Below are 25,739 nucleotides of genomic sequence, written 5' to 3'. Positions count from 1 at the left end.
ATGGAAGAAAACAAGCAACGTGTCAAAAGTATGATTAATATTTTACAACTTGTAGCCCCGGGGACACCACTGCGCGAAGGGATAGATAATGTACTTCGCGCACAAACAGGGGGACTAATTGTTCTTGGATATAATGAACAAATTAAAAGTATTGTTGATGGAGGATTTCACATTAATTGTGCATTCTCTCCTGCGAGTTTATACGAATTAGCAAAAATGGATGGGGCACTTATTTTAAATGAAACTGGAAGTAAAATTTTAATTGCAAATGCACAGTTAGTTCCAGAGGCATCTATTGATTCTATTGAAACAGGTATGCGCCACCGGACGGCAGAGCGTGTAGCAAAGCAAACAGGTAGTCTCGTTGTGGCTATTTCACAAAGACGTAACGTAATTACACTATATCAAGGGAATTTACGTTATACACTAAAGGATATAGGTGTTATTTTAACAAAGGCAAACCAAGCTATTCAAACGTTAGAAAAATATAAGGCTGTATGGAATGATGGTATTACGAATTTGGGCATTCTAGAATTTGAAGAGGTCGTTACAATGTCCGAGGTGGTTCATGTGTTACATAGTGTTGAAATGGTACTTCGTATTAAAAATGAAATATTGAGCTATATTCATGAGCTAGGAACAGAAGGTAGGTTAATTCGTTTACAACTTACAGAACTACTAGCTGATTTAGAGGCAGAGGCAGCGTTATTAATTAAAGATTATTATCAAGAAAAAACACAAGACCATCATCAAATTTTGAAAAAGTTACAAGATCTTGCGAATACACAACTTCTAGAGGATAGTGATTTAGTTAAATTACTTGGCTACCCAGGACAAATGAGTTTAGAAGAAAGTGTGACGCCGAGAGGATACCGAATCACAAGCAAAATTTCGCGCGTTCCGCCACTTATCATTGAAAATTTAATTAATCGATTTAAGACCTTGCAAGGTGTTTGTCGAGCAACTATTAATGAATTGGATGATGTGGAAGGAATTGGAGAAGTCAGGGCGAAGAAAATACGAGAAGGCCTAAAAAGAATCCAAGAGCATCTCTATATGAGTAGACACAATTAAGAATATTACATTGATTCCATAATATAACGACACTAGAACATTTTTGGTATATGATATGGTATATTGGTAAATAAAACTATTTATAAAAAAACACGTCCGCTTTTGCATTCGGCGTTTTGATTAGCGAAACAATGGTTAATAATGAGTAGGAGGTGGTTGGATGTTAAAACGGATTGTACAGCTCTTCTTTCTAGTAATTGGAGGAGCGTTAGGGATTTACTTAATCCCAAAAGTTATTAATGTATTGGACATCGGTGCTGTTCCTTTATTAGAAGGATCGTATGTTCGTGCAATTATTGGTGCAATTATTTTATTTTTAACAACATTTTGGCTTGTAGATTATATCGTTCAACTTATTAAGCATATTGAAGAGGCTCTTGTAAAGGCGCCTGTAGCAGATGTTTTATTTGGTACATTAGGGTTAATCTCTGGTCTTATTGTTGCATATTTAATTTTAATACCAATTCGTGAATTTACAATTCCAGTTATCAGTACAGTGTTGCAAGTGTTCTTTACTCTTTTACTTGGATATTTAGGATTCCAAGTAGGGTTTAAAAAGAGGAATGAATTGCTAGGATTATTTACATTACCACAACGTGGGAAGAAGAAAAATAATAATAGTGAGAATGAAGAAACTGAAACTGAGGTAGAAGAATCTACAACTCATTGGAAAATTCTCGATACGAGTGTAATTATCGATGGACGTATTGCTGATATTTGCCAAACAAAGTTTTTAGAAGGAACAATTGTGATTCCACAATTCGTGTTAGAAGAACTTCAGCATATTGCCGATTCTTCTGATGCTTTAAAGCGTAATCGTGGACGCAGAGGATTAGATATTTTAAATCGTATTCAAAAAGAGATGCCGATTCCGGTAGAAATTTATGAAGGCGATTTCGATGATATTCAAGAAGTGGATAGCAAACTTGTAAAGTTGGCGAAAATCACTGGTGGAACGGTAGTAACGAACGATTTCAACTTAAACAAAGTTTCTGAATTACAAGGGGTAACGGTGTTAAACATTAACGATTTAGCTAATGCGATTAAACCTGTTGTACTCCCAGGTGAAGAACTAAGCGTTTATGTTGTAAAAGATGGAAAAGAACAAAATCAAGGTGTTGCATATTTAGATGATGGCACGATGATTGTAGTAGAAGATGGTAGAGAATACGTAGGTTCGCAACTCGATGTACTTGTTACGAGTGTGTTACAAACATCAGCTGGTCGTATGATTTTCGCCAAACGTAAATTATTAGAAAAAGCATTATAAGTAGAGGATTATTAATATGTATACATTAATTATTCCAGCAGCTGGTCAAGGAAAGCGAATGGGTGCTGGCAAAAATAAGTTGTTCTTACTTATTAATGAAGTACCGATTATTGTGCATACGTTACGTGCTTTTGAAAAGGATAAAGCATGTAAAAATATTATCATGGCAATTAACGAAGAAGAGCGCCCATATTTTGAAGAGCTAATGCAGAAATATCCGATTGAAAAGCCAGTACAATTTATTCAGGGTGGAGCTGAAAGACAAGATAGTGTATATAATGCGATTCAGCATACGAGTGATGTTGAGTATGTTCTTGTGCATGACGGTGCGCGCCCATTTGTAACGAATAAAGTGATTCAAGATGTATTAACTGCAGCAGAAAAATATGGGGCTTCCATTTGTGCGGTGCCAGTGAAAGATACCGTTAAGAAAGTAGAGCAGGGTGTTGTTGTCGAAACGGTAGAAAGATCTCAGCTTAAAGCTGTACAAACACCGCAAGGGTTTTCTGTTTCTCTTTTGTTAGAAGCTCATAGAAGTGCGAAACAGAGTTGTTTCCTTGGTACAGATGATGCAAGTCTCGTAGAACGTATCGGGAAGCAAGTAGGTGTAGTAGAGGGGAGTTACTATAATATTAAAGTGACGACTCCAGAGGATTTACTAATTGCTGAAAGCTTTCTTCATGTTCAAAAGAAATAATAGCAATGATTATAGCGAAGAAAAGCTCGGCAACGGCCGGGCTTTTCTTTATAAGGATAAGCGATATAATATAGAATCATAAAGCTCAGTAGTTTAGCTCGAGGAGGATGTAAAAAATGTTTCGAATTGGACAAGGTTTTGATGTACATGAATTCGCGGAAGGTAGACCGTTAATTATTGGTGGAATTACAATTCCTCATGAGAAAGGATTAATCGGTCACTCTGATGCGGACGTATTGTTACATACGATCGCGGACGCATGTTTAGGTGCCATTGCAGCAGGAGATATTGGAAAGCATTTCCCTGATACAGACCCTGCCTTTAAAGATGCGGATTCAGCTGTATTGCTGCAAAAGGTTTGGGAATTTGTATGTGAACAAGGTTACGAGTTAGGGAATCTAGATTGTACAATTATTGCTCAAAAGCCAAAGATGGCACCACATATTGAAAGTATGCGTAAACGTATTAGTGAACTATTAGAAACGTCTATTGATAATATCAATGTAAAGGCAACAACAACAGAAAAATTAGGATTTACAGGTAGAGAAGAAGGAATCGCTTCTCAAGCAGTTGTTTTATTACAGAAAAAATAACGGTTTTTAATTCGTAAGATGGATAATCACATTTTTTTGGTGTACAATTATAGAATGTGTTGACATTAAGATTGGAAGGTGTACCAACTATGGAAAAGCAAGTGAGAGTGCGCTATGCGCCAAGTCCAACAGGACACTTACATATCGGAAATGCGCGTACGGCATTATTTAATTATTTATTTGCTCGTCATCAAGATGGTAAGTTTATTATTCGTATTGAAGATACTGATGTAAAACGTAATGTTGCTGGTGGAGAAGAAAGCCAATTAAAATACTTGAAATGGCTCGGTATGGACTGGGATGAAGGTGTTGATGTTGGTGGTGAATTTGGACCATATCGTCAAACAGAGCGTTTAGATATGTATAAAAAATTATATGAAGATTTATTAGAGCGTGGTTTAGCTTACAAATGTTATATGACAGAAGAAGAGCTAGAAGCAGAACGTGAAGGGCAAATCGCTCGTGGTGAAACACCTCGTTACGCAGGTAACCACCGTGATTTAACTGAAGCGCAAGTGAAAGAATTTGAAGCTGAGGGACGTATTCCGAGTATTCGTTTCCGTGTACCAGCTGACCGTGATTACACATTTAAAGATATTGTAAAAGATGAAGTTGCATTCCATTCAAATGATTTCGGTGATTTCGTTATCGTGAAAAAAGATGGAATTCCAACTTATAACTTTGCGGTAGCAGTAGATGATCACTTAATGGAAATTACACACGTACTTCGTGGTGATGATCATATTTCAAACACGCCAAAACAAATGATGATTTATGAAGCTTTCGGTTGGGATATTCCGCAATTCGGTCATATGACTTTAATTGTAAATGAAAGCCGTAAAAAATTAAGTAAGCGTGATGAATCTATTATTCAATTTATTGAGCAATATAAAGAACTTGGATATCTTCCAGAAGCAATCTTTAACTTTATTGCACTACTAGGTTGGTCGCCAGTAGGAGAAGAAGAAATCTTCTCTCAAGAAGAGTTTATCAAAATGTTCGATGCAGCTCGTTTATCAAAATCACCTGCATTATTTGATTCTCAAAAACTAAAATGGATGAACAACCAATATATGAAAAAGCAAGATTTAGATACGGTGGTAGAATTAAGCTTACCGCATCTAGTGAAAGCTGGACGTATAGGTGAAACTGTAAGTGAACAAGAACAAGCTTGGATTCGTGATGTAATTGCGTTATATCATGAACAAATGAGTTTTGGAGCTGAAATTGTAGAGCTTTCTGAAATGTTCTTCAAAGATCATGTTGATTATGAAGAAGAAGGACAAGAAGTATTAAAAGGTGAACAAGTACCAGAAGTACTTCGTGCATTTGCTGGTCAAGTAGAAGCACTAGAAGCGATGGAACCAGCAGCAATTAAGGCGGCTATTAAAGCAGTTCAAAAGGAAACAGGTCATAAAGGTAAAAACTTATTTATGCCAATCCGTGTTGCAACTACGGGTCAAACACATGGCCCAGAGCTTCCTAATGCTATTGCACTTCTTGGAAAAGAAAAAGTTTTAAATCGTCTTCAAAAAGTAATTGGTTAACATTTTCTAGGTTTAGAAATATAATAAGTATACTTAAAACCTAATAAGGAAAAGCGACGAGAAGGAGAAGTAGAAAATCAGGCTTTTTACAGAGAGAACCACCTTTAGGCTGGAAGTGGTTTATAAGCGGATTTTTGAAATGCCCCTTCGAGTCTTCTGCTGAACAGCGAATTGTTTTGTGAAACGTCTTAGGGCGTAAAGTAAGCAGAAGCGGTGTACACCGTTATCATAGATGAGTTTGAGGCTTTCTTTAGCCTAAACAGAGTGGAACCGCGCTTATAAGGCGTCTCTGTCAATATGACAGAGGCGTCTTTTTTTATACCGTAAAATGGGTATGAGTATAAGTTTTATCCCCGTGTATAAAGATTTAGGGGGATAAGTAGGGAGTTAAGGGAGTTAGTTCACTCGAAAAAGCAGCCCATAAAGGGGAGGGAACGTCGATGTTTAAGAGGCTTCGGGAAGATATTGAAGTCGTTTTTGAACAGGATCCAGCGGCAAGAAGTTATTTCGAAGTCATTTTGACTTACTCTGGATTACATGCAGTTTGGGCCCATCGAATTGCACATGCTTTTTATAAAAAGAATTTCTTCTTTATTGCACGTTGGATCTCACAAGTTAGTCGTTTCTTTACTGGTATTGAGATTCATCCAGGAGCAACAATTGGTCGTCGTTTTTTCATAGACCATGGAATGGGGGTTGTAATTGGAGAAACGTGCGAAATTGGTGATAATGTAACGATCTATCAAGGTGTTACATTAGGTGGTACGGGTAAAGAAAAGGGGAAGAGGCACCCTACAATTCAGGATAATGTATTAATTGCAACAGGTGCTAAAGTATTAGGTTCTATTACAGTTGGAGAGAATTCTAAAATTGGAGCAGGGTCTGTCGTATTAAAGGAAGTCCCTGCACATTCTACAGTTGTAGGTATACCTGGCCGAGTCGTTATTCAAAATGGAGTAAAGATCGGTCAAGAATTAAATCATTCTGACCTTCCAGACCCGATTTTTGATAAGTTAAAGGTCATGGAAGTAGAACTTGATAAATTGAAAAAACAACTTGAAGTAAAGGTAGAAAGGAAGGATAAAAATGACTATTCACATTTATAATACGTTAACGCGTCAAAAGGAAGAGTTTACTCCATTAGAAGAAAATAAGGTAAAGATGTATGTGTGCGGACCTACAGTTTATAACTATATTCACATTGGGAATGCAAGACCACCTATGGTATTTGATACGGTACGCCGTTATTTAGAATATAAAGGGTATGATGTGCAGTATGTATCTAACTTTACTGACGTAGATGATAAATTAATTAAAGCAGCAAATGAATTAGGTGAAGATGTGCCGACAATTGCTGACCGTTTCGTTGAAGCGTACTTTGAAGATGTAACGGCACTAGGTTGCAAACATGCAACGGTTCATCCGCGTGTAACGGAAAATATGGATATCATTATTGAATTTATTCAAGAACTTGTGAATAAAGGATATGCATATGAATCAGAAGGTGATGTGTACTTTAGAACGAAGGAATTCGAAGGGTACGGTAAATTATCGCATCAACCAATCGCAGACTTACGTCACGGTGCGCGTATTGAAGTAGGAGAAAAGAAACAAGACCCTCTTGATTTTGCTTTATGGAAAGCTGCCAAAGAAGGAGAAATCTTCTGGGAAAGCCCTTGGGGGAAAGGTCGTCCAGGTTGGCATATTGAATGCTCGGCCATGGCGCGTAAATACTTAGGAGATACAATCGATATTCATGCTGGTGGTCAAGACTTAGCATTTCCTCATCATGAGAATGAAATTGCGCAGTCTGAGGCGTTAACAGGAAAAACATTTGCACGTTATTGGATGCACAATGGATATATTAATATTAATAATGAGAAGATGTCTAAGTCACTGGGGAACTTCATTTTAGTTCACGATATCATTAAGCAATATGATCCACAGCTAATTAGATTCTTTATGCTATCGGTACATTACCGTCACCCAATTAATTTCAGTGAAGAGTTATTGCAAAGTACAAATAACGGACTGGAAAGAATTAAAACGGCTTACGGTAACTTAAAACACCGTATGGAAAGTAGTACTGATTTAACAGACCATAATGAGAAATGGTTAGCGGAACTGGAAAAATTCCAGACTGCATTTGAAGAAGCGATGAATGATGACTTCAACACTGCTAATGCAATCACTGAGTTATATAATGTAGCAAATCATGCAAATCAATATTTACTGGAAGAACATACGTCTACAGTTGTAATTGAAGCATACGTAAAGCAACTTGAAACATTATTTGATATTTTAGGGTTAGAATTAGCGCAAGAAGAGTTGCTTGATGAAGAAATTGAGGCACTTATTCAAAAGCGCATTGAAGCTCGTAAAAATCGTGATTTTGCATTATCAGATCAAATTCGCGATGATTTAAAAGACCGTAATATTATTTTAGAAGATACCGCTCAAGGTACAAGATGGAAAAGAGGATAAGAATGATTGATGCAAAGCAATTAAACAGCTTAGCGTTAGCATATATGGGTGATGCGGTATATGAACAATATATCCGCTATCACCTACTTCAAAAAGGGAAAGTTCGTCCCAATCAATTACATCGATTAGGGACAAGCTTTGTTTCGGCAAAAGCACAGGCGAAAGTTGTTTATCATTTATTAGAGACAGCGTTTTTAACAGAGGAAGAAGAAGCGGTACTAAGAAGAGGGCGTAATGCAAATTCAGGTACTGTTCCGAAAAATACTGATGTACAAACATATCGATATAGTACAGCCTTTGAAGCATTAATTGGCTATCATCACTTATTAAATAATCGTGAAAGATTAGACGAAATTGTGTATAAGGCAATTGCTGTTTTAGAAGAAAAGGAAGGGGGCACATCATCATGAGTAGTGAATATATTATCGGACGTAACCCTGTAATTGAAGCGTTACGATCAGGAAGAGATATTAATAAAATTTGGATCGCAGAAGGTGCTGCCAAAGGACAAGTACAAATTGTACTAGCACTAGCGAAAGAAAATAAGGTTATTTTACAACATGCACCAAAAAAGAAGTTAGATCAATTAGTTGAGGGAAACCATCAAGGTGTAATTGCTCAAGTGGCTGCATATCAATATGCTGAGCTAGAAGATCTATTTAAAGTAGCAGAGAAGCGTAACGAAGATCCGTTCTTCTTAATTTTAGATGAAATTGAAGACCCGCATAACCTAGGTTCTATTATGCGTACTGCGGATGCAACAGGGGCTCATGGAATTATTATTCCGAAGAGAAGAGCTGTGGGACTTACAGCATCAGTTGCGAAAGCATCGACTGGAGCAATTGAATATATTCCTGTTGCACGTGTAACGAATTTATCTCGTACAATCGATGAATTAAAAGAACGTGGACTTTGGATTGCTGGTACAGATGCAAAAGGGAAAACGGATTACCGTAATTTAGATGGTAAAATGCCAATTGGATTAGTAATTGGAAGTGAAGGAAAAGGTATGAGTCGTATTATTGGTGAAAAATGTGATTTCCTAATTACTTTACCGATGGTCGGTAAAGTTACATCCTTAAATGCTTCAGTAGCCGCAAGTTTGTTAATGTATGAGGTATATCGTAAGCGTCACGAAATTGGTAAATAAAAAATGAACGATATTTTAATCGTTGACGGTTACAACATTATCGGAGCTTGGGGAGATTTGAAGAAACTACGGGATGTAGATTTGCAATCATCAAGAGATGCACTGATTGATAAGATGGCGGATTACCAAGGTTACACAGGTACAAAGGTAATGATAGTCTTTGATGCTTATACGGTCCAAGGTATTGAAAAAAAGATGAAACAATCGCGTGTGGAAGTCATATTCACGAGGAAGAATCAAACTGCAGATGAAAAGATAGAGCAACTAGCGATTGAGCTTAGAAATATAAATACGCAAATATATGTTGCGACTTCTGATTATACGGAACAATGGGTTATATTTGCGCAAGGTGCTCTTCGGAAATCTGCACGTGAATTAGAGTTGGAAGTACAAGCGATGGAGCAACAAGTAAGAAGGCGTACACAAGACACAAAAGAAAAGCAACCCGCCATGCGAAAGATATTTAGTAAAGATATTACAGAAAAATTAGAAAAATTAAGAAGAGGAGAGCGTTGAAGCATTGACGCTCTTTATCTTTTTACTGTATAATATTGCTAAATAAATAGCGGTCGGAGGGATCAAGGTGGAAGCAGGCTTCGTAAGTGTAGGCGACGTTACATTTCGTGATTTAGAGGATGAGGCAATCGTTGAGTTAGTTCGAAAAGGTAATACTGACGCTCTAGAATATTTGATTCACAAATATAAGAACTTTGTTCGCGCGAAATCAAGATCTTATTTCTTAGTGGGTGCCGATCGAGAAGATATTGTTCAAGAAGGTATGATTGGATTGTTTAAAGCGATTCGTGATTATAAAGAGGACAAGCTATCTTCATTCAAAGCATTTGCTGAACTGTGTATCACTCGGCAAATTATTACCGCTATTAAAACAGCAACAAGGCAAAAACATATTCCATTAAATTCATATGTGTCTTTAGATAAGCCGATTTATGATGAGGAATCTGATCGGACATTATTAGATGTTATTTCGGAAGCGAAGGTAACGGACCCTGAAGAAATGATTATAAGTCAGGAAGAATATACAGACATAGAGTCTAAAATATCTGAATTATTAAGCGATTTAGAAAGAAAAGTGCTATCTTTATATCTAGATGGTCGTTCTTATCAAGAGATTTCGGAACAGTTAAATAGACATGTGAAATCTATTGATAACGCTTTACAGAGAGTGAAGAGGAAATTGGAACGATATATGGAAATGAGAGAGAGTACCACTTTAAATTCATAACAAATGCTACAGGTGTAAAAATCACCTGTTTTCTTTTTGTAGAGAGTACAAAAGGCATGTCATTGACATTGTCTTTTGTTGTATGATACATTTTTAGGGACATAATGTTACAAGGTTGGTGTAACTAATGAGGAAAAAAGTTGTACTCTCATGTGAAGAGTGTAAAAATCGAAACTACTCTACGATGAAAGATACGAGCTCAGTAGAGCGACTTGAAATAAAGAAATTTTGTAAAACATGCAATCAGCATACAGTTCACAAGGAAACAAAATAAATAATTGAAATAATACACTGGAGGTCCCGTAGATGCGTTTAACGAACTTTTTCGGCGATGTAGGTCGCGAAATGAAAAAAGTAAGTTGGCCTAAAAAAGATGAATTACTCCGTTCAACAGCGACTGTTATCGCTACAGTTGTCTTCTTTGCGATTTTCTTCGCAGTGGTTGATATGGGCATTTCTTCTTTAATTCGGTTAATTCTTGGTTAATTCTTGAATAAGAAGCACTTATCCATGATATAATGTTATTTATAAGAACTGTGTAAAAGCCCGGTGAACGGGTTTTTTCATTTGCGCAAAAAAATGTACGTCAGGGAGGGAAGGACGCTCGTCCTAAATGAATGGAAAAAAGTTGGTATGTTGTCCATACTTATTCTGGATATGAAAATAAAGTAAAAGCAAACCTAGAGAAACGTGTAGAATCAATGGGTATGCAAGATAAAATTTTCCGTGTTGTTGTCCCGGAAGAAGTAGAAGTAGAAATGAAAAACGGTAAAGAAAAATTAATGAAAAGAAAAGTATTCCCAGGTTATGTATTAGTAGAATTAATCATGACTGATGACTCTTGGTATGTTGTACGTAACACACCAGGTGTAACTGGGTTCGTTGGTTCTTCTGGTTCTGGATCTAAACCATCACCTCTATTAGAAGAGGAAGTTGTTACCATTATGAAACATATGGGAATGGACAACGAAGTGGTTGATTTCGACTTTGAACTTCATGAAACAGTACGTGTAAACGAGGGACCATTCGCAGATTATACAGGTGCTATCGAAGAAATTGATGTGGAGAAGAAAAAGGTTAGTGTGCTTGTGGACATGTTTGGTCGCGAGACTCCAGTTGAACTTGACTTCCATCAAATTGAAAAATTATAAAATGAAACTTGAAATGAATTGTAAAAAGTGATAATATCTTTTAAGTCAGTACGTCTTCGTTATCGGAGACGTTTTTTGAAAGATTTTATCCTTACAGATAAAATATGACGTGGGAGGGCAAATCACTGTCCAATTGACCACATCACGGACTTAAGGAGGTGTGTCTCGTGGCTAAAAAGGTAATTAAAATGGTAAAGCTTCAAATTCCTGCAGGTAAAGCTAACCCAGCTCCACCAGTTGGTCCAGCATTAGGACAAGCAGGTGTTAACATCATGGGCTTCTGTAAAGAGTTTAACGCTCGTACAGCTGATCAAGCTGGTCTTATCATCCCTGTTGAAATTACGGTATTTGAGGACCGTTCATTCACTTTCATTACTAAAACTCCTCCTGCTGCTGTTCTTCTTAAGAAAGTAGCTGGTATTGAGTCTGGTTCTGGTGAACCAAACCGTAATAAAGTGGCAACTGTTAAGCGTGATAAAGTACGCGAAATCGCTGAAACTAAAATGCCTGACCTAAACGCTGCTAGCGTAGAAGCTGCAATGCGTATGGTTGAAGGTACTGCACGCAGTATGGGCATCGTTATCGAAGACTAATTCGATTTGTTTTTAAAAAAAGGTTGCGGGTCTGGAATTCCAATTCGCAACCTTTATTATCGTAAATGATTATCGTTTTTAAATAAATGGATGGCGCGCATCCTCAGGTTATACCTGAAAATAAGCGTAAACGTGGGAGGTTATTCCGCTAAAACCACATTCGAGGAGGAAATAAAAATGGCTAAAAGAGGTAAAAAGTACGTAGAAGCTGCAAAGCTTGTTGATCGTGCAGCTGCTTACTCTGCAACAGAAGCAGTAGAATTAGTAAAGAAAACAAACACAGCTAAATTTGATGCAACTGTAGAAGCTGCATTCCGTTTAGGTGTTGACCCTAAGAAAGCTGACCAACAAATCCGTGGTGCAGTTGTTCTTCCACACGGTACTGGTAAAGTACAACGTGTATTAGTATTCGCTAAAGGTGAAAAAGCTAAAGAAGCTGAAGCTGCTGGAGCTGACTTCGTAGGCGATGCTGATTACATCGGTAAAATCCAACAAGGTTGGTTCGATTTCGATGTAGTAGTAGCAACTCCTGACATGATGGGTGAAGTTGGTAAACTTGGTCGCGTATTAGGACCTAAAGGTTTAATGCCAAACCCTAAAACTGGAACAGTTACTTTCGATGTAACTAAAGCTGTTAACGAAATCAAAGCTGGTAAAGTTGAATACCGCGTTGATAAAGCTGGTAACATCCACGTTCCAATCGGTAAAGTATCTTTCGAAGATGCTAAATTAGTAGAAAACTTCAGAACAATTGCTGACACTTTACAAAAAGTTAAGCCTGCTGCTGCAAAAGGTACTTACATGAAGAACGTAACAGTTGCTTCTACAATGGGACCTGGCGTACGTGTAGACGTTTCTACATTAGCGTAAATTTTGGAAGTTGACTTCATAAAGAAGTTTTTATATAATCATTTATGTTGTGAATTTAATTAGTGTACCGTAGACAGTAGGTGTCAATAGACTTAATTTCCTACCTAGGTGTTAATATACGAAACGGAATTTTTTTCTGTGACTATATGCCTCCATGTCTACAAGTTGGGCATGGAGGTTTTTAGTGCACTTTCGGTACATCTTCTATATAATCTACAGGAGGTGTAATAACATGAGCAAAGTAATCGAAACTAAACAACAAGTTGTAACTGAAATCGCGGACAAACTTCGTGAAAGTAAATCTACAATCGTTGTTGACTACCGTGGTTTAACAGTTTCTGAAGTAACAGAATTACGTAAAAACTTACGTGAAGCTGGCGTTGAGTTCAAAGTTTACAAAAACTCTTTAACTCGTCGTGCTGCAGAGTCTGCTGAAATGGCTGAGTTAAACGAATTCTTAACAGGACCAAACGCAATCGCGTTCAGTAACGAGGATGTAGTTGCTCCTGCGAAAGTATTAAACGACTTCGCTACAAAACATGAAGCTTTAGAAATTAAAGCTGGTGTAATCGAAGGTAAACTTGTGACACTTGATGAGGTTAAAGCTATCGCTACTCTTCCATCACGTGAAGGCTTACTTTCTATGCTTCTTAGCGTTCTTCAAGCTCCAATCCGTAACCTTGCACTTGCTACTAAAGCAGTTGCAGATCAAAAGGAAGAGCAAGGCGCTTAATTTTTTAAAAGATAATTACTTGTTATCTATAAAACAATACAAACCTATTTAAGGGAGGATATTTACAATGACTAAAGAACAAATCATTGAAGCAGTTAAATCTATGACTGTATTAGAACTTAACGACTTAGTAAAAGCTATCGAGGAAGAATTCGGCGTAACTGCTGCTGCTCCTGTAGCTGTAGCTGGTGGCGCTGGTGAAGCTGCTGCTGAGAAAACTGAATTTGACGTAGTACTTGCAAGTGCTGGCGCTCAAAAAATCAAAGTTATCAAAGCTGTACGTGAAATCACTGGTCTTGGCTTAAAAGAAGCTAAAGAATTAGTTGACAACACTCCAAAAGCAATCAAAGAAGGCGTTTCTAAAGAGGAAGCTGAAGAAATGAAAGCTAAACTTGAAGAAGTTGGCGCTGCTGTAGAAGTTAAGTAATTAACTTTTGATGCTTTAAAAAAGCTCGCTCTCATGCGAGCTTTTTTTTTAACTGTAAAGAAAAGAGGTGGCCATATGGCAGACCATTATTTTTCTAACGACCCTTCTAGTAAAAGTGATCGTAAGCGATGGGAATTTACACTTCGTGGATCTCAATTTACTTTCTTATCTGACCGTGGGGTGTTCTCGAAAAACGAAGTGGACTTTGGTTCTCGTCTTTTAATTGAAGCGTTTCAAGTGCCAGATATTAAAGGTGATATATTAGACGTAGGTTGTGGATATGGACCAATTGGTTTATCGTTGGCGAAAGAGTTTCAAGACCGTAAAGTTCACATGGTGGATGTGAATGAAAGGGCGCTTGAGCTTGCGAAAGAAAATGCCGCTAACAATAGAATTGGAAATGTACACATTTTTCAAAGTAGCGTCTATGAAAATGTAGATGGTATGTATGCTGCTATTCTATCTAATCCTCCAATTCGTGCTGGTAAAGATATCGTGCATGAGATTTTAGAAAAGGCTGTAGAGTATTTAGTTCCGGGTGGAGAGTTGTGGATTGTTATTCAAAAGAAGCAAGGTGCACCATCTGCGCTGAAGAAACTAGAGGAAGTATTTTCTGAAGTCGAAGTTGTAGAAAAGAAAAAAGGATATTATATCATAAAATCAAAAAAACGTTGACGGTTATTTTTGGCTATGTTAACATTATACAATGCCAATATATGATTTTCTGCGTTGAGAAAGATGTATATTTTTGTTTCTCTTGGAAAAGATAGTAAAATCAGCAGATTATGAAACAGAATGATGGTTTTCTTATAGAAGCCATTTTTCTTTTTTGAGCAGGTAGAAAGACTCAACGTATTTATCTTTAAGAGAAAAAAACTACGCTAATAGCAGTAGTTGTATTTATTTGTGATTTTGCACAAATTTTTTTGTGCATTTATAATACTCATGATTTGAGGGGTGAAGCAGTTGACAGGTCAACTAGTTCAATACGGACGCCACCGCCAACGAAGAAGTTATGCCCGTATTAGTGAAGTATTAGAGTTACCAAATCTTATCGAAATTCAAACCTCTTCTTATCAGTGGTTTCTTGATGAGGGTTTGCGAGAAATGTTCCAAGACATTTCTCCGATTGAAGACTTTACGGGAAATCTATCGCTTGAATTTATCGACTACAGCTTAGGTGAACCTAAATACTCTGTAGACGAATGCAAAGAGCGTGATGTGACGTATGCAGCACCACTTCGTGTAAAAGTGCGTCTAATCAACAAGGAAACTGGTGAAGTAAAAGAACAAGATGTGTTCATGGGAGATTTCCCACTCATGACAGAGACTGGAACATTCGTAATTAACGGTGCAGAACGTGTTATCGTTTCCCAGTTAGTTCGCTCTCCAAGCGTATACTATAGTGGCAAAGTGGATAAAAACGGAAAACGTGGTTTTACTGCTACTGTAATTCCAAACCGCGGAGCTTGGTTAGAGTATGAGACAGATGCTAAGGATGTTGTATATGTGCGTATTGACCGTACGCGTAAACTTCCTGTAACTGTTTTGTTACGCGCATTAGGGTTTGGCTCTGATCAAGAAATCACCGAGCTTTTAGGTGATAACGAATACTTAAGCAACACATTAGAAAAAGACAACACAGATAGCACAGAAAAAGCATTGCTTGAAATTTATGAGCGTCTACGTCCTGGTGAACCACCAACAGTAGAAAATGCAAAGAGCTTACTTGTGTCTCGTTTCTTCGATCCAAAGCGCTACGATTTAGCAAATGTAGGTCGCTATAAGATCAACAAGAAGTTACACATTAAAAACAGATTGTTTAATCAACGTTTAGCTGAAACATTAGTGGATCCAGAAACTGGTGAAATTTTAGCGGCGGAAGGAACAATCTTAGATCGTCGTACACTTGATCGCATTTTACCTTACTTAGAGAAAAACATTGGATTCAAAACAGCGAAACCAATGGGTGGAGTGGTAGAAGGCGATGTTGAGCTGCAATCTATTAAGATTTATGCTCCTGAGTCAGAAGGCGAACGCGTAATTAATGTAATTGGTAATGCAAATATTACTCGTGATGTAAAACACATCACACCAGGTGATATCCTTGCTTCTATCAGTTACTTCTTCAACCTACTATACAAAGTAGGGGATACAGATGATATCGACCACTTAGGAAACCGTCGTCTGCGTTCTGTTGGAGAACTATTACAAAATCAATTCCGTATCGGTCTTTCTCGTATGGAACGTGTTGTTCGTGAGAGAATGTCGATCCAAGATACAAATGCAATTACACCACAGGCACTAATTAATATTCGTCCTGTTATTGCATCTATTAAAGAGTTCTTCGGAAGTTCTCAGTTATCTCAGTTCATGGACCAAACAAACCCATTAGCAGAGTTAACTCACAAACGAAGACTATCTGCATTAGGACCTGGTGGTTTAACGCGTGAGCGCGCAGGCTTTGAAGTGCGTGACGTTCACTACTCTCACTATGGTCGTATGTGTCCGATTGAAACACCAGAGGGACCAAACATCGGTTTGATTAACTCATTATCATCGTTCGCGAAAGTAAATGAGTTTGGTTTCATTGAAACACCATACCGTCGTGTTGACCCAGAATCTGGTCTTGTAACAGGGCAGGTTGATTACTTAACGGCAGATGAAGAAGATAATTATGTTGTAGCCCAAGCGAATATGAAATTATCTGAAGAAGGAGAATTCCTTAGCGAAGATATCGTAGCTCGTTTCCGTGGTGAAAACATTGTCACAAATAAAGAACGCATCGACTACATGGATGTATCTCCAAAACAAGTAGTGTCGGCAGCGACAGCTTGTATTCCGTTCTTAGAAAACGATGACTCTAACCGCGCACTTATGGGAGCGAACATGCAACGTCAGGCGGTTCCGTTAATGAATCCGGAATCTCCGATTGTAGGTACAGGTATGGAGTACGTATCAGCAAAAGACTCAGGTGCTGCAGTAATCTGTAAACACCCTGGTGTTGTTGAACGCGTAGAAGCACGTGAAGTTTGGGTACGTCGCTATGTAGAAGTTGACGGTCAAACAGTAAAAGGCGACTTAGATCGCTACAAAATGCAAAAATTCATTCGTTCTAACCAAGGAACTTGCTACAACCAACGTCCAATCGTAAGTGTTGGAAATGAAGTTGTAAAAGGTGAGATCCTTGCGGATGGTCCTTCTATGGAATTAGGTGAACTAGCACTTGGACGTAACGTGCTTGTTGGCTTTATGACTTGGGACGGTTATAACTACGAGGATGCGATCATTATGAGTGAGCGCCTTGTAAAAGATGATGTGTACACTTCTATTCATATTGAAGAATATGAGTCAGAAGCTCGTGATACGAAGCTTGGACCAGAAGAAATTACACGTGACATTCCAAACGTTGGGGAAGATGCATTACGCAACCTTGACGAGCGCGGTATCATTCGCGTTGGTGCGGAAGTAAAAGATGGAGATTTACTTGTTGGTAAAGTAACGCCTAAAGGTGTTACAGAATTAACAGCTGAAGAACGTCTATTACATGCTATCTTTGGAGAAAAAGCACGTGAAGTACGCGATACATCACTACGTGTACCACACGGTGGTGGCGGTATTATCTTAGACGTAAAAGTATTCAACCGTGAAGATGGCGATGAATTGCCACCAGGTGTGAATCAACTTGTACGTGCATATATCGTTCAAAAACGTAAAATCTCTGAAGGTGACAAGATGGCCGGACGTCACGGTAACAAAGGTGTTATCTCTCGTATTTTACCAGAAGAAGATATGCCTTACTTACCAGACGGTACGCCAATCGATATCATGTTAAACCCATTAGGGGTACCATCTCGTATGAATATCGGTCAGGTATTAGAGCTTCATCTTGGTATGGCAGCAAGATACCTTGGTATTCACATTGCAACACCAGTATTCGATGGTGCTCGTGAGGAAGATGTTTGGGGCACGATTGAAGAAGCTGGTATGGCAAATGACGCGAAAACAATCCTGTATGACGGACGTACTGGTGAACCATTCGATAACCGCGTATCTGTTGGTGTCATGTATATGATCAAACTTGCGCACATGGTTGACGATAAACTTCATGCTCGTTCTACTGGACCATACTCACTTGTAACGCAGCAGCCTCTTGGAGGTAAAGCTCAGTTCGGTGGACAGCGTTTCGGTGAGATGGAGGTTTGGGCACTTGAAGCTTACGGTGCTGCTTATACTCTTCAAGAAATCTTAACAGTGAAGTCTGATGATGTTGTTGGACGTGTTAAGACGTATGAAGCAATTGTTAAAGGCGAAAATGTTCCAGAACCAGGCGTTCCTGAATCATTCAAAGTATTGATTAAAGAGCTGCAAAGTTTAGGTATGGACGTTAAAATGATGTCTAGCGACGATACAGAAATTGAAATGCGTGATACGGAAGATGACGATGATCATCAATCAGCAGATAAATTGAATGTCGAAGTTGAGACAACTAAGGAATAATTGGGATAACCTGTAGACTAAAAGGGAGGTAGGCCCCTTGATAGATGTAAATAACTTTGAATATATGAAGATTGGACTTGCTTCACCTGACAAGATTCGTTCTTGGTCATACGGTGAAGTTAAGAAACCAGAAACAATTAACTATCGTACGTTAAAGCCTGAAAAAGACGGCTTGTTCTGTGAGCGTATTTTCGGACCACAAAAGGACTGGGAATGTCATTGCGGAAAATACAAACGTGTACGTTATAAAGGTGTAGTTTGTGATCGATGTGGCGTTGAAGTAACGCGTGCAAAAGTACGTCGTGAGCGTATGGGTCATATCGAATTAGCTGCTCCTGTATCTCATATTTGGTATTTCAAAGGTATCCCGAGCCGCATGGGACTTGTCTTAGACATGTCCCCTCGCGCGCTTGAAGAAGTAATTTATTTCGCTTCTTATGTTGTAACAGAAAGTGGAGATACACCACTTGATAAGAAGCAATTACTTTCTGAAAAAGAATACCGTGCATATCGTGATCGATATGGTAGCACATTCCAAGCTGCTATGGGTGCAGAAGCTATTAAAAAGCTATTACAAGACATCGATTTAGATAAAGAAGTAGACTTCTTAAAAGAAGAATTAAAAACAGCACAAGGACAACGCCGTACTCGTGCTATTAAACGTCTAGAAGTATTAGAAGCATTCCGTAACTCTGGAAATGAGCCATCTTGGATGATCTTAGATGTTCTACCAGTAATCCCACCAGAACTACGCCCAATGGTACAGTTAGATGGTGGACGTTTTGCTACTTCTGACTTAAACGACTTATACCGTCGTGTAATTAACCGTAACAACCGTTTAAAACGTCTATTGGACTTAGGTGCACCAAGCATCATCGTTCAAAACGAAAAACGTATGTTACAAGAAGCTGTAGACGCATTAATCGATAATGGTCGTCGTGGCCGTCCAGTAACTGGACCAGGTAACCGTCCATTAAAATCACTATCTCACATGCTTAAAGGTAAACAAGGACGTTTCCGTCAAAACTTATTAGGTAAACGTGTTGACTACTCTGGCCGTTCTGTAATCGTTGTAGGACCGAACTTAAAGATGTATCAATGTGGATTACCGAAAGAAATGGCGCTTGAACTGTTCAAACCTTTCGTAATGAAAGAGTTAGTTGAAAAAGGATTAGCACACAACATTAAGAGTGCGAAACGTAAAATCGAGCGTGTACAACCTGAAGTTTGGGACGTTTTAGAATCTGTGATTAAAGAACATCCAGTACTTCTAAACCGCGCACCAACACTTCACCGTCTTGGTATCCAGGCGTTTGAACCTACATTAGTAGAAGGTCGCGCAATCCGTCTTCACCCACTTGTATGTACTGCATACAACGCGGACTTTGACGGTGACCAAATGGCGGTTCACGTTCCGTTATCATCAGAGGCACAAGCAGAAGCTCGTATTCTTATGTTAGCGGCACAAAACATCTTGAATCCAAAAGATGGAAAACCAGTTGTTACTCCATCTCAGGATATGGTATTAGGTAACTACTACTTAACACTTGAGCGTGAGGGTGCAATCGGTGAAGGTATGGTCTTCAAAGATGCAAACGAAGCAATACTTGCATACCAAAATGGATATGTACATCTGCACACACGTGTGGCAGTTGCTGCAAGTTCAGTAAATAATGTAACGTTTACTGAAGAGCAAAAGGGTAAGCTTCTATTAACAACAGTTGGTAAATTAATATTTAACGAAATCTTACCAGAGTCGTTCCCTTATATTAATGAACCAACAAACTCAAACCTTGAAAAAGAAACACCAGCGGAATATTTCGTTGAAAAAGGTGCAAACATTAAAGAAATTATTGCTAGTCGCGAAGAAGTGGCGCCATTCAGCAAGAAAATCCTTGGTAACATCATTGCGGAAGTGTTTAAACGTTTCAAAATTACAGAAACGTCTCGCATGCTTGACCGTATGAAAAACTTAGGATTCAAATACTCTACAAAAGCTGGTATTACAGTTGGGGTATCTGACATTCTTGTATTAGGTGAAAAAGATGAAATTCTCCACGAAGCACAAGCAAAAGTAGATAATGTAATTAAACAATTCCGTCGCGGTTTAATCACGGAAGAAGAGCGTTACGATCGCGTTATCTCTATTTGGAGTAATGCAAAAGATGTTATCCAAGGAAAACTGATGAAATCCTTGAATAAACGCAACCCAATCTTCATGATGAGTGATTCCGGTGCCCGTGGTAACGCATCGAACTTTACTCAGCTTGCTGGTATGCGTGGTCTGATGGCCAATCCATCTGGTCGTATCATCGAACTTCCAATCAAATCAAGTTTCCGTGAAGGTTTAACAGTACTTGAGTACTTCATCTCTACGCATGGTGCACGTAAAGGTCTTGCCGATACAGCACTTAAAACTGCCGATTCTGGTTACTTAACACGTCGTCTTGTTGACGTTGCACAAGATGTAATTGTTCGTGAAGATGATTGTGGAACAGATCGTGGTTTATTAATTGGTGCGATTAAAGAGGGTAATGAAGTTATTGAGTCATTATATGATCGTCTTGTTGGACGTTTTGCAAGAAAAACTGTAAAACATCCTGAAACAGGTGAAGTATTAGTTGCTGAAAATCAATTAATTACTGAAGATATCGCTCATATTGTTGAAAATTCGGGTGTTGAAACTGTAAACATTCGTTCAGCGTTCACGTGTAACACTCGCCACGGTGTATGTAAGAAATGTTACGGTCGTAACTTAGCTACTGGTACAGACGTAGAAGTAGGAGAAGCGGTAGGTATTATCGCAGCTCAATCTATCGGTGAGCCAGGTACACAGTTAACGATGCGTACGTTCCATACAGGTGGGGTTGCCGGAGATGATATCACTCAAGGTTTACCTCGTATCCAAGAGATCTTCGAAGCTCGTAACCCGAAAGGTCAGGCAGTTATCAGTGAAATCGATGGTGTTATCGCAGCGATCAACGATGTTAAAGATCGCCAAGAAGTAGTTGTACAGGGTGAAGTTGAAGCTCGTACGTATGCTATTCCTTACGGTGCACGTCTGAAAGTAACTCCAGGACAGCCAATTAGCCACGGTAAAGAGTTAACAGAGGGTTCTATTGATCCGAAAGAATTACTAAAAGTAACGGACATTACGGCGGTTCAAGAATACTTATTACGTGAAGTTCAAAAAGTATACCGTATGCAAGGGGTAGAAATTGGTGACAAACACGTAGAAGTAATGGTACGTCAAATGTTACGTAAAGTTCGTGTAAGTGATGCGGGTGAAACAGATGTATTACCAGGAACATTACTAGATATCCATCAGTTTACTGATGCGAATGCGAAGGTGTTACTGCAAGGTAAACAACCAGCAACGGCTAGACCTGTTCTACTTGGTATTACAAAAGCTTCACTTGAAACTGATTCATTCTTATCTGCAGCGTCGTTCCAAGAAACAACTCGTGTCTTAACTGATGCAGCAATTAAGGGTAAACGCGATGAACTTCTAGGATTGAAAGAAAATGTTATTATTGGTAAACTTGTTCCTGCTGGAACAGGTATGAATCGTTATCGCAAAGTGGATCTTGTAAAAACAACACAAGGTGACATGAATGTAGAAAACGATGAAGTTTATGTGGAACAGTAAAATTTTCCGTCATAAATTTTGTATAAAAACAGTTAATCCTAGTTGACATTGTATGAGTCAAAATGTTACTATAAGCAAGGTTGCTCCTGAACGATGCTTTGGAGGATATTTATATGTCTTATCAAAAAGTGTCAAATGCTGAAAATGTAGTCGTTGGTCATAAACGCACATTGGAGGCAATCAAAAATGGTATAGTTAAAGAAGTTGTTATTGCGGAAGATGCTGATATGCGGTTAACCCATGTTATCATTCGTACTGCATTGCAACATAACATACCCATAACAAAAGTTGAATCAGTTCGTAAACTTGGAAAAGTTTCGGGGATTCAAGTGGGAGCTTCAGCAATAGGAATAATAAGTTAAAACTGTTTTTGTGAGGAGAGAGCATTTGCTCTCCCTTGCAAAAACTTTGTTTTCAACTAATAATGAACCACCTGGATATGTGGTCATACAAACATGCGAAGGGAGGATAATCAAATGCCTACTATTAACCAATTAGTGAGAAATGGTCGTACTGATAAAGTATGGAAATCTAAATCACCTGCGTTAAACAAAGGGTTCAACTCTTTAAAGAAAAAATCAACTGATATCTCTGCACCTCAAAAACGTGGTGTATGTACTCGTGTTGGTACAATGACTCCAAAGAAACCTAACTCAGCGTTACGTAAATACGCTCGTGTACGTTTAACAAACGGTATCGAGGTTACAGCTTACATCCCAGGTATCGGTCATAACCTACAAGAGCATAGCGTAGTATTAATTCGCGGTGGTCGTGTAAAGGATTTACCGGGGGTACGTTACCACATCGTTCGTGGTGCGCTTGACACAGCTGGTGTTGACAAACGTATGCAAGGACGTTCTAAATATGGTACTAAGCGACCAAAACCTGCTAAAAAATAATAACTTTGAAATGAAAGGAGGAACTCAATATGCCTCGTAAAGGACCTGTTGCGAAACGTGACGTGTTACCAGATCCAATGTACAATTCTAAGCTAGTAACACGCCTTATCAACAAAATGATGGTTGACGGTAAAAAAGGTAAATCTCAAACAATTCTTTATAACGCTTTCGATATCGTTCGTGAACGTTCAGATAAAGAACCAATGGAAGTATTCGAGCAAGCTCTTAAGAACATCATGCCTGTTCTTGAAGTACGCGCTCGTCGTGTTGGTGGTGCTAACTACCAAGTTCCAGTTGAGGTTCGTCCAGAACGCCGTACAACTTTAGGTCTTCGCTGGTTAGTAAACTATGCTCGTCTTCGTGGTGAAAAAACTATGGAAGAGCGTCTAGCTTACGAAATCTTAGATGCAGCTAACAACGCTGGTGCATCTGTTAAGAAACGTGAAGACACTCATAAAATGGCAGAAGCTAACAAAGCATTTGCTCATTACCGTTGGTAGGATTCAACGTAAAATAAATGTAAGCATAAACCGCTTTATTTGTCGCTTATGGAAGTGTGGAGAGGGAGAATGCCTCTCCCTTTCGTTGGGCGCTCGTTTTACATAATGAGGGTACTGGACATACTGACATGTGTAACAATATAAAGTGGCTTTTTTGCTACTTAAAATAAAAAAATCCAATCCATATATGGAAGGAGCAAGACACCAAATGACAAGAGAGTTCTCTTTAGAAAACACTCGTAATATTGGTATCATGGCTCACATCGATGCTGGTAAAACAACAGCAACTGAGCGTATTCTGTATTACACAGGACGTATTCATAAAATCGGTGAAACTCATGAAGGTGCATCTCAGATGGACTGGATGGAGCAAGAGCAAGAGCGTGGTATCACAATTACTTCTGCTGCAACTACAGCTCAATGGAAAGGTCACCGTGTAAACATCATTGACACTCCAGGACACGTAGACTTCACAGTAGAAGTAGAACGTTCTTTACGCGTACTTGATGGTGCGGTAGCAGTACTTGATGCACAATCTGGTGTAGAACCACAAACAGAAACTGTTTGGCGTCAGGCTACTACTTACGGTGTACCTCGTATCGTATTCGTTAACAAAATGGATAAGATTGGTGCAGATTTCTTATACTCTGTAGGAACAATCCACGATCGTTTACAAGCAAACGCACACCCAATTCAGTTACCAATCGGTGCTGAAGATGAGTTCAATGGTATCATTGACCTTGTTGAAGAATGTGCTTACATGTACGGTAACGATTTAGGAACAGACATCGAGCGTGTTGAAATTCCTGAAGAGCACAAAGAATTAGCTGCAGAATACCGTGGAAAACTTATTGAAGCGGTAGCTGAGCTTGATGAAGAAATGATGATGAAGTACCTAGAAGGTGAAGAAATCACTGTAGAAGAGCTTAAAGCTGGTATCCGTAAGGCTACAACTTCTGTAGAATTCTTCCCAGTAATCTGTGGTTCTGCATTCAAAAATAAAGGTGTTCAAATTCTGTTAGACGCAGTTATCGACTACCTACCATCTCCATTAGACGTACCTGCTATTAAAGGTACTCTTCCGGATACAGATGAAGAAATCGAACGTAAGTCTAGCGATGAAGAACCATTCGCAGCTTTAGCATTCAAAATCATGACTGACCCTTATGTTGGTAAGTTAACGTTCTTCCGTGTGTATTCTGGTGTGTTAAACTCTGGATCATACGTGAAAAACTCAACTAAAGGTAAGCGTGAGCGTGTAGGTCGTATCCTACAAATGCACGCTAACAGCCGTGAAGAGATTTCAACAGTTTACGCTGGTGACATCGCTGCTGCTGTAGGTTTAAAAGATACTACTACTGGTGATACTCTTTGTGACGAGAAGAGCCTTGTCATCCTTGAGTCTATGGAATTCCCAGAGCCAGTTATCTCTGTAGCTATCGAACCAAAATCTAAAGCTGACCAAGATAAAATGGGTACAGCATTATCTAAGCTTTCTGAAGAAGATCCAACATTCCGTGCTCACACTGACCAAGAAACTGGCCAAACAATCATCGCTGGTATGGGTGAACTTCACCTTGATATCATCGTTGACCGTATGCGTCGTGAATTCAAAGTGGAAGCAAACGTTGGTGCTCCTCAGGTAGCATACCGTGAGACTTTCCGCGCTGCTGCGAAAGTTGAAGGTAAGTTCGCTCGTCAATCTGGTGGTCGTGGACAATTCGGTCACGTTTGGATTGAGTTTGAACCTAATGAAGAAGGTAAAGGTTTTGAATTCCAAAACAAAATCGTCGGTGGTGTAGTTCCACGTGAATACATCCCAGCTGTTGGAGCGGGTCTTGAAGACTCACTTAAAAATGGTGTACTAGCTGGTTATCCACTAGTTGACATCAAAGCTGCGTTAGTTGACGGATCTTACCATGATGTCGATTCATCTGAGATGGCTTTCAAAATCGCTGCATCTATGGCGCTTAAAGCTGCGGTTTCTAAATGTAGCCCAGTAATTCTTGAGCCAATGATGAAAGTTGAAGTTGTAATTCCTGAAGAGTACATGGGTGACATTATGGGCGACGTAACGTCTCGTCGTGGACGTGTAGAAGGTATGGAAGCTCGCGGTAACGCTCAAGTTGTTCGCGCTATGGTTCCACTTTCTGAAATGTTCGGTTATGCGACAGCATTACGCTCTAACACTCAAGGACGCGGAACATTCTCAATGACATTTGATCATTATGAAGAAGTACCGAAGTCTGTTTCTGAAGAAATTATTAAAAAAAATAAAGGTGAATAATTGATTTTTATCGATTGTTCAAGTATAACTACTTATGTAAGCTTAGAAAGTGAGACTTAAGTTTCGCTTTCT

Annotated in this window: 25 protein-coding genes and 2 other annotated features; all 25 genes read left to right on the top strand. The window is 38.8% G+C overall.

Annotated features, from left to right (window positions below; translation table 11 throughout):
* Positions 1-1,074 (top strand): DNA integrity scanning diadenylate cyclase DisA, encoded by a 1,074-nt coding sequence (gene disA, locus QCI44_RS27815; protein ID WP_000392165.1) that lies wholly within the window; start codon positions 1-3, stop codon positions 1,072-1,074.
* 160 nt (positions 1,075-1,234) lie between these two features.
* Complete coding sequence (locus QCI44_RS27810; RefSeq protein ID WP_016089677.1) at positions 1,235-2,344, top strand: PIN/TRAM domain-containing protein; 1,110 nt, start codon at positions 1,235-1,237, stop codon at positions 2,342-2,344.
* A gap of 16 nt (positions 2,345-2,360) precedes the next feature.
* Positions 2,361-3,041 carry a 2-C-methyl-D-erythritol 4-phosphate cytidylyltransferase gene (gene ispD, locus QCI44_RS27805; protein WP_016089676.1) on the top strand — a complete coding sequence of 227 codons (681 nt, stop codon included), beginning with the start codon at positions 2,361-2,363 and terminating at the stop codon, positions 3,039-3,041.
* Between the two features lie 116 nt (positions 3,042-3,157).
* On the top strand, positions 3,158-3,634 hold the full coding sequence (gene ispF / locus QCI44_RS27800) for a 2-C-methyl-D-erythritol 2,4-cyclodiphosphate synthase (RefSeq protein WP_002159614.1): 477 nt from the start codon (positions 3,158-3,160) through the stop codon (positions 3,632-3,634).
* Between the two features lie 89 nt (positions 3,635-3,723).
* Positions 3,724-5,181, top strand: coding sequence for a glutamate--tRNA ligase (gltX, locus tag QCI44_RS27795; RefSeq protein WP_016089675.1), 1,458 nt, complete (start codon positions 3,724-3,726; stop codon positions 5,179-5,181).
* A 47-nt stretch (positions 5,182-5,228) separates the two neighbouring features.
* Positions 5,229-5,475, top strand: a binding site (T-box leader).
* A gap of 146 nt (positions 5,476-5,621) precedes the next feature.
* Positions 5,622-6,287, top strand: coding sequence for a serine O-acetyltransferase (cysE, locus tag QCI44_RS27790; RefSeq protein WP_000476500.1), 666 nt, complete (start codon positions 5,622-5,624; stop codon positions 6,285-6,287).
* Positions 6,268-7,665: a cysteine--tRNA ligase gene (cysS, locus tag QCI44_RS27785; protein ID WP_016089674.1), complete on the top strand. Its 1,398-nt coding sequence runs from the start codon at positions 6,268-6,270 to the stop codon at positions 7,663-7,665. Before cysE ends, cysS begins: the two co-directional genes overlap by 20 nt.
* A gap of 2 nt (positions 7,666-7,667) precedes the next feature.
* Positions 7,668-8,075, top strand: a complete 408-nt coding sequence (locus QCI44_RS27780; protein ID WP_000564263.1) for a Mini-ribonuclease 3 — start codon at positions 7,668-7,670, stop codon at positions 8,073-8,075.
* Positions 8,072-8,815, top strand: coding sequence for a 23S rRNA (guanosine(2251)-2'-O)-methyltransferase RlmB (gene rlmB, locus QCI44_RS27775; RefSeq protein ID WP_000093762.1), 744 nt, complete (start codon positions 8,072-8,074; stop codon positions 8,813-8,815). The genes QCI44_RS27780 and rlmB overlap by 4 nt, the downstream gene beginning before the upstream one ends.
* 3 nt (positions 8,816-8,818) lie before the next feature.
* Entirely contained in the window at positions 8,819-9,331 is a 513-nt protein-coding gene (locus QCI44_RS27770) for an NYN domain-containing protein (protein WP_000997888.1), read from the top strand.
* A 67-nt stretch (positions 9,332-9,398) separates the two neighbouring features.
* Positions 9,399-10,058, top strand: coding sequence for an RNA polymerase factor sigma-70 (locus QCI44_RS27765; RefSeq protein ID WP_000387198.1), 660 nt, complete (start codon positions 9,399-9,401; stop codon positions 10,056-10,058).
* Between the two features lie 127 nt (positions 10,059-10,185).
* Positions 10,186-10,332 carry a 50S ribosomal protein L33 gene (gene rpmG, locus QCI44_RS27760; RefSeq protein ID WP_002070160.1) on the top strand — a complete coding sequence of 49 codons (147 nt, stop codon included), beginning with the start codon at positions 10,186-10,188 and terminating at the stop codon, positions 10,330-10,332.
* A 32-nt stretch (positions 10,333-10,364) separates the two neighbouring features.
* Positions 10,365-10,544 carry a preprotein translocase subunit SecE gene (secE, locus tag QCI44_RS27755; protein ID WP_001241321.1) on the top strand — a complete coding sequence of 60 codons (180 nt, stop codon included), beginning with the start codon at positions 10,365-10,367 and terminating at the stop codon, positions 10,542-10,544.
* 131 nt (positions 10,545-10,675) lie between these two features.
* Entirely contained in the window at positions 10,676-11,209 is a 534-nt protein-coding gene (nusG, locus tag QCI44_RS27750; protein WP_000415794.1) for a transcription termination/antitermination protein NusG, read from the top strand.
* Positions 11,210-11,376: 167 nt separating this feature from the next.
* Complete coding sequence (gene rplK, locus QCI44_RS27745) at positions 11,377-11,802, top strand: 50S ribosomal protein L11 (protein ID WP_001085872.1); 426 nt, start codon at positions 11,377-11,379, stop codon at positions 11,800-11,802.
* 177 nt (positions 11,803-11,979) lie between these two features.
* Positions 11,980-12,672 (top strand): 50S ribosomal protein L1, encoded by a 693-nt coding sequence (rplA, locus tag QCI44_RS27740; protein WP_002020168.1) that lies wholly within the window; start codon positions 11,980-11,982, stop codon positions 12,670-12,672.
* Between the two features lie 49 nt (positions 12,673-12,721).
* Positions 12,722-12,865: a sequence feature (ribosomal protein L10 leader region), on the top strand.
* 39 nt (positions 12,866-12,904) lie between these two features.
* Positions 12,905-13,405 (top strand): 50S ribosomal protein L10, encoded by a 501-nt coding sequence (gene rplJ / locus QCI44_RS27735; RefSeq protein WP_000048719.1) that lies wholly within the window; start codon positions 12,905-12,907, stop codon positions 13,403-13,405.
* Between the two features lie 67 nt (positions 13,406-13,472).
* A complete protein-coding gene (rplL, locus tag QCI44_RS27730) occupies positions 13,473-13,832 on the top strand; it encodes a 50S ribosomal protein L7/L12 (protein WP_000159737.1) in 360 nt (119 codons plus the stop codon).
* Between the two features lie 75 nt (positions 13,833-13,907).
* On the top strand, positions 13,908-14,507 hold the full coding sequence (locus QCI44_RS27725) for a class I SAM-dependent methyltransferase (protein ID WP_000763283.1): 600 nt from the start codon (positions 13,908-13,910) through the stop codon (positions 14,505-14,507).
* Positions 14,508-14,798: 291 nt separating this feature from the next.
* Positions 14,799-18,332 (top strand): DNA-directed RNA polymerase subunit beta, encoded by a 3,534-nt coding sequence (gene rpoB / locus QCI44_RS27720; protein ID WP_016089673.1) that lies wholly within the window; start codon positions 14,799-14,801, stop codon positions 18,330-18,332.
* A 37-nt stretch (positions 18,333-18,369) separates the two neighbouring features.
* A complete protein-coding gene (gene rpoC / locus QCI44_RS27715) occupies positions 18,370-21,981 on the top strand; it encodes a DNA-directed RNA polymerase subunit beta' (protein WP_016089672.1) in 3,612 nt (1,203 codons plus the stop codon).
* A gap of 113 nt (positions 21,982-22,094) precedes the next feature.
* Positions 22,095-22,343: a 50S ribosomal protein L7ae-like protein gene (locus QCI44_RS27710; RefSeq protein ID WP_016089671.1), complete on the top strand. Its 249-nt coding sequence runs from the start codon at positions 22,095-22,097 to the stop codon at positions 22,341-22,343.
* A 114-nt stretch (positions 22,344-22,457) separates the two neighbouring features.
* Positions 22,458-22,880, top strand: coding sequence for a 30S ribosomal protein S12 (gene rpsL, locus QCI44_RS27705; protein WP_001142341.1), 423 nt, complete (start codon positions 22,458-22,460; stop codon positions 22,878-22,880).
* 29 nt (positions 22,881-22,909) lie between these two features.
* The gene (gene rpsG / locus QCI44_RS27700; RefSeq protein ID WP_001137492.1) at positions 22,910-23,380 is read left to right on the top strand and encodes a 30S ribosomal protein S7; all 471 of its coding nucleotides are present in this window, start codon (positions 22,910-22,912) and stop codon (positions 23,378-23,380) included.
* A 208-nt stretch (positions 23,381-23,588) separates the two neighbouring features.
* Positions 23,589-25,667, top strand: a complete 2,079-nt coding sequence (gene fusA / locus QCI44_RS27695; protein WP_000196381.1) for an elongation factor G — start codon at positions 23,589-23,591, stop codon at positions 25,665-25,667.
* Positions 25,668-25,739: the final 72 nt, after the last annotated feature.

This window comes from Bacillus cereus group sp. RP37, assembly GCF_040459695.1.
Lineage (GTDB): Bacteria > Bacillota > Bacilli > Bacillales > Bacillaceae_G > Bacillus_A.
The sequence above is the reverse complement of the archived record's forward strand: the minus strand, read 5'-3'. Positions and strand labels throughout refer to the sequence as shown.

What these genes read in the sequence shown, in the direction of transcription:
- rplJ (WP_000048719.1), top strand. Translation starts at nt 12,905, where the DNA reads ATGAGCAAAGTAATCGAAACTAAACAACAAGTTGTAACTGAAATCGCG.
- cysS (WP_016089674.1), top strand. Translation starts at nt 6,268, where the DNA reads ATGACTATTCACATTTATAATACGTTAACGCGTCAAAAGGAAGAGTTT.
- disA (WP_000392165.1), top strand. Translation starts at nt 1, where the DNA reads ATGGAAGAAAACAAGCAACGTGTCAAAAGTATGATTAATATTTTACAA.
- nusG (WP_000415794.1), top strand. Translation starts at nt 10,676, where the DNA reads ATGGAAAAAAGTTGGTATGTTGTCCATACTTATTCTGGATATGAAAAT.
- QCI44_RS27810 (WP_016089677.1), top strand. Translation starts at nt 1,235, where the DNA reads ATGTTAAAACGGATTGTACAGCTCTTCTTTCTAGTAATTGGAGGAGCG.
- QCI44_RS27780 (WP_000564263.1), top strand. Translation starts at nt 7,668, where the DNA reads ATGATTGATGCAAAGCAATTAAACAGCTTAGCGTTAGCATATATGGGT.
- ispF (WP_002159614.1), top strand. Translation starts at nt 3,158, where the DNA reads ATGTTTCGAATTGGACAAGGTTTTGATGTACATGAATTCGCGGAAGGT.
- QCI44_RS27725 (WP_000763283.1), top strand. Translation starts at nt 13,908, where the DNA reads ATGGCAGACCATTATTTTTCTAACGACCCTTCTAGTAAAAGTGATCGT.
- ispD (WP_016089676.1), top strand. Translation starts at nt 2,361, where the DNA reads ATGTATACATTAATTATTCCAGCAGCTGGTCAAGGAAAGCGAATGGGT.
- rpsL (WP_001142341.1), top strand. Translation starts at nt 22,458, where the DNA reads ATGCCTACTATTAACCAATTAGTGAGAAATGGTCGTACTGATAAAGTA.
- rplL (WP_000159737.1), top strand. Translation starts at nt 13,473, where the DNA reads ATGACTAAAGAACAAATCATTGAAGCAGTTAAATCTATGACTGTATTA.
- QCI44_RS27710 (WP_016089671.1), top strand. Translation starts at nt 22,095, where the DNA reads ATGTCTTATCAAAAAGTGTCAAATGCTGAAAATGTAGTCGTTGGTCAT.
- gltX (WP_016089675.1), top strand. Translation starts at nt 3,724, where the DNA reads ATGGAAAAGCAAGTGAGAGTGCGCTATGCGCCAAGTCCAACAGGACAC.
- rpmG (WP_002070160.1), top strand. Translation starts at nt 10,186, where the DNA reads ATGAGGAAAAAAGTTGTACTCTCATGTGAAGAGTGTAAAAATCGAAAC.
- fusA (WP_000196381.1), top strand. Translation starts at nt 23,589, where the DNA reads ATGACAAGAGAGTTCTCTTTAGAAAACACTCGTAATATTGGTATCATG.
- rlmB (WP_000093762.1), top strand. Translation starts at nt 8,072, where the DNA reads ATGAGTAGTGAATATATTATCGGACGTAACCCTGTAATTGAAGCGTTA.
- rpsG (WP_001137492.1), top strand. Translation starts at nt 22,910, where the DNA reads ATGCCTCGTAAAGGACCTGTTGCGAAACGTGACGTGTTACCAGATCCA.
- QCI44_RS27770 (WP_000997888.1), top strand. Translation starts at nt 8,819, where the DNA reads ATGAACGATATTTTAATCGTTGACGGTTACAACATTATCGGAGCTTGG.
- rplA (WP_002020168.1), top strand. Translation starts at nt 11,980, where the DNA reads ATGGCTAAAAGAGGTAAAAAGTACGTAGAAGCTGCAAAGCTTGTTGAT.
- cysE (WP_000476500.1), top strand. Translation starts at nt 5,622, where the DNA reads ATGTTTAAGAGGCTTCGGGAAGATATTGAAGTCGTTTTTGAACAGGAT.
- secE (WP_001241321.1), top strand. Translation starts at nt 10,365, where the DNA reads ATGCGTTTAACGAACTTTTTCGGCGATGTAGGTCGCGAAATGAAAAAA.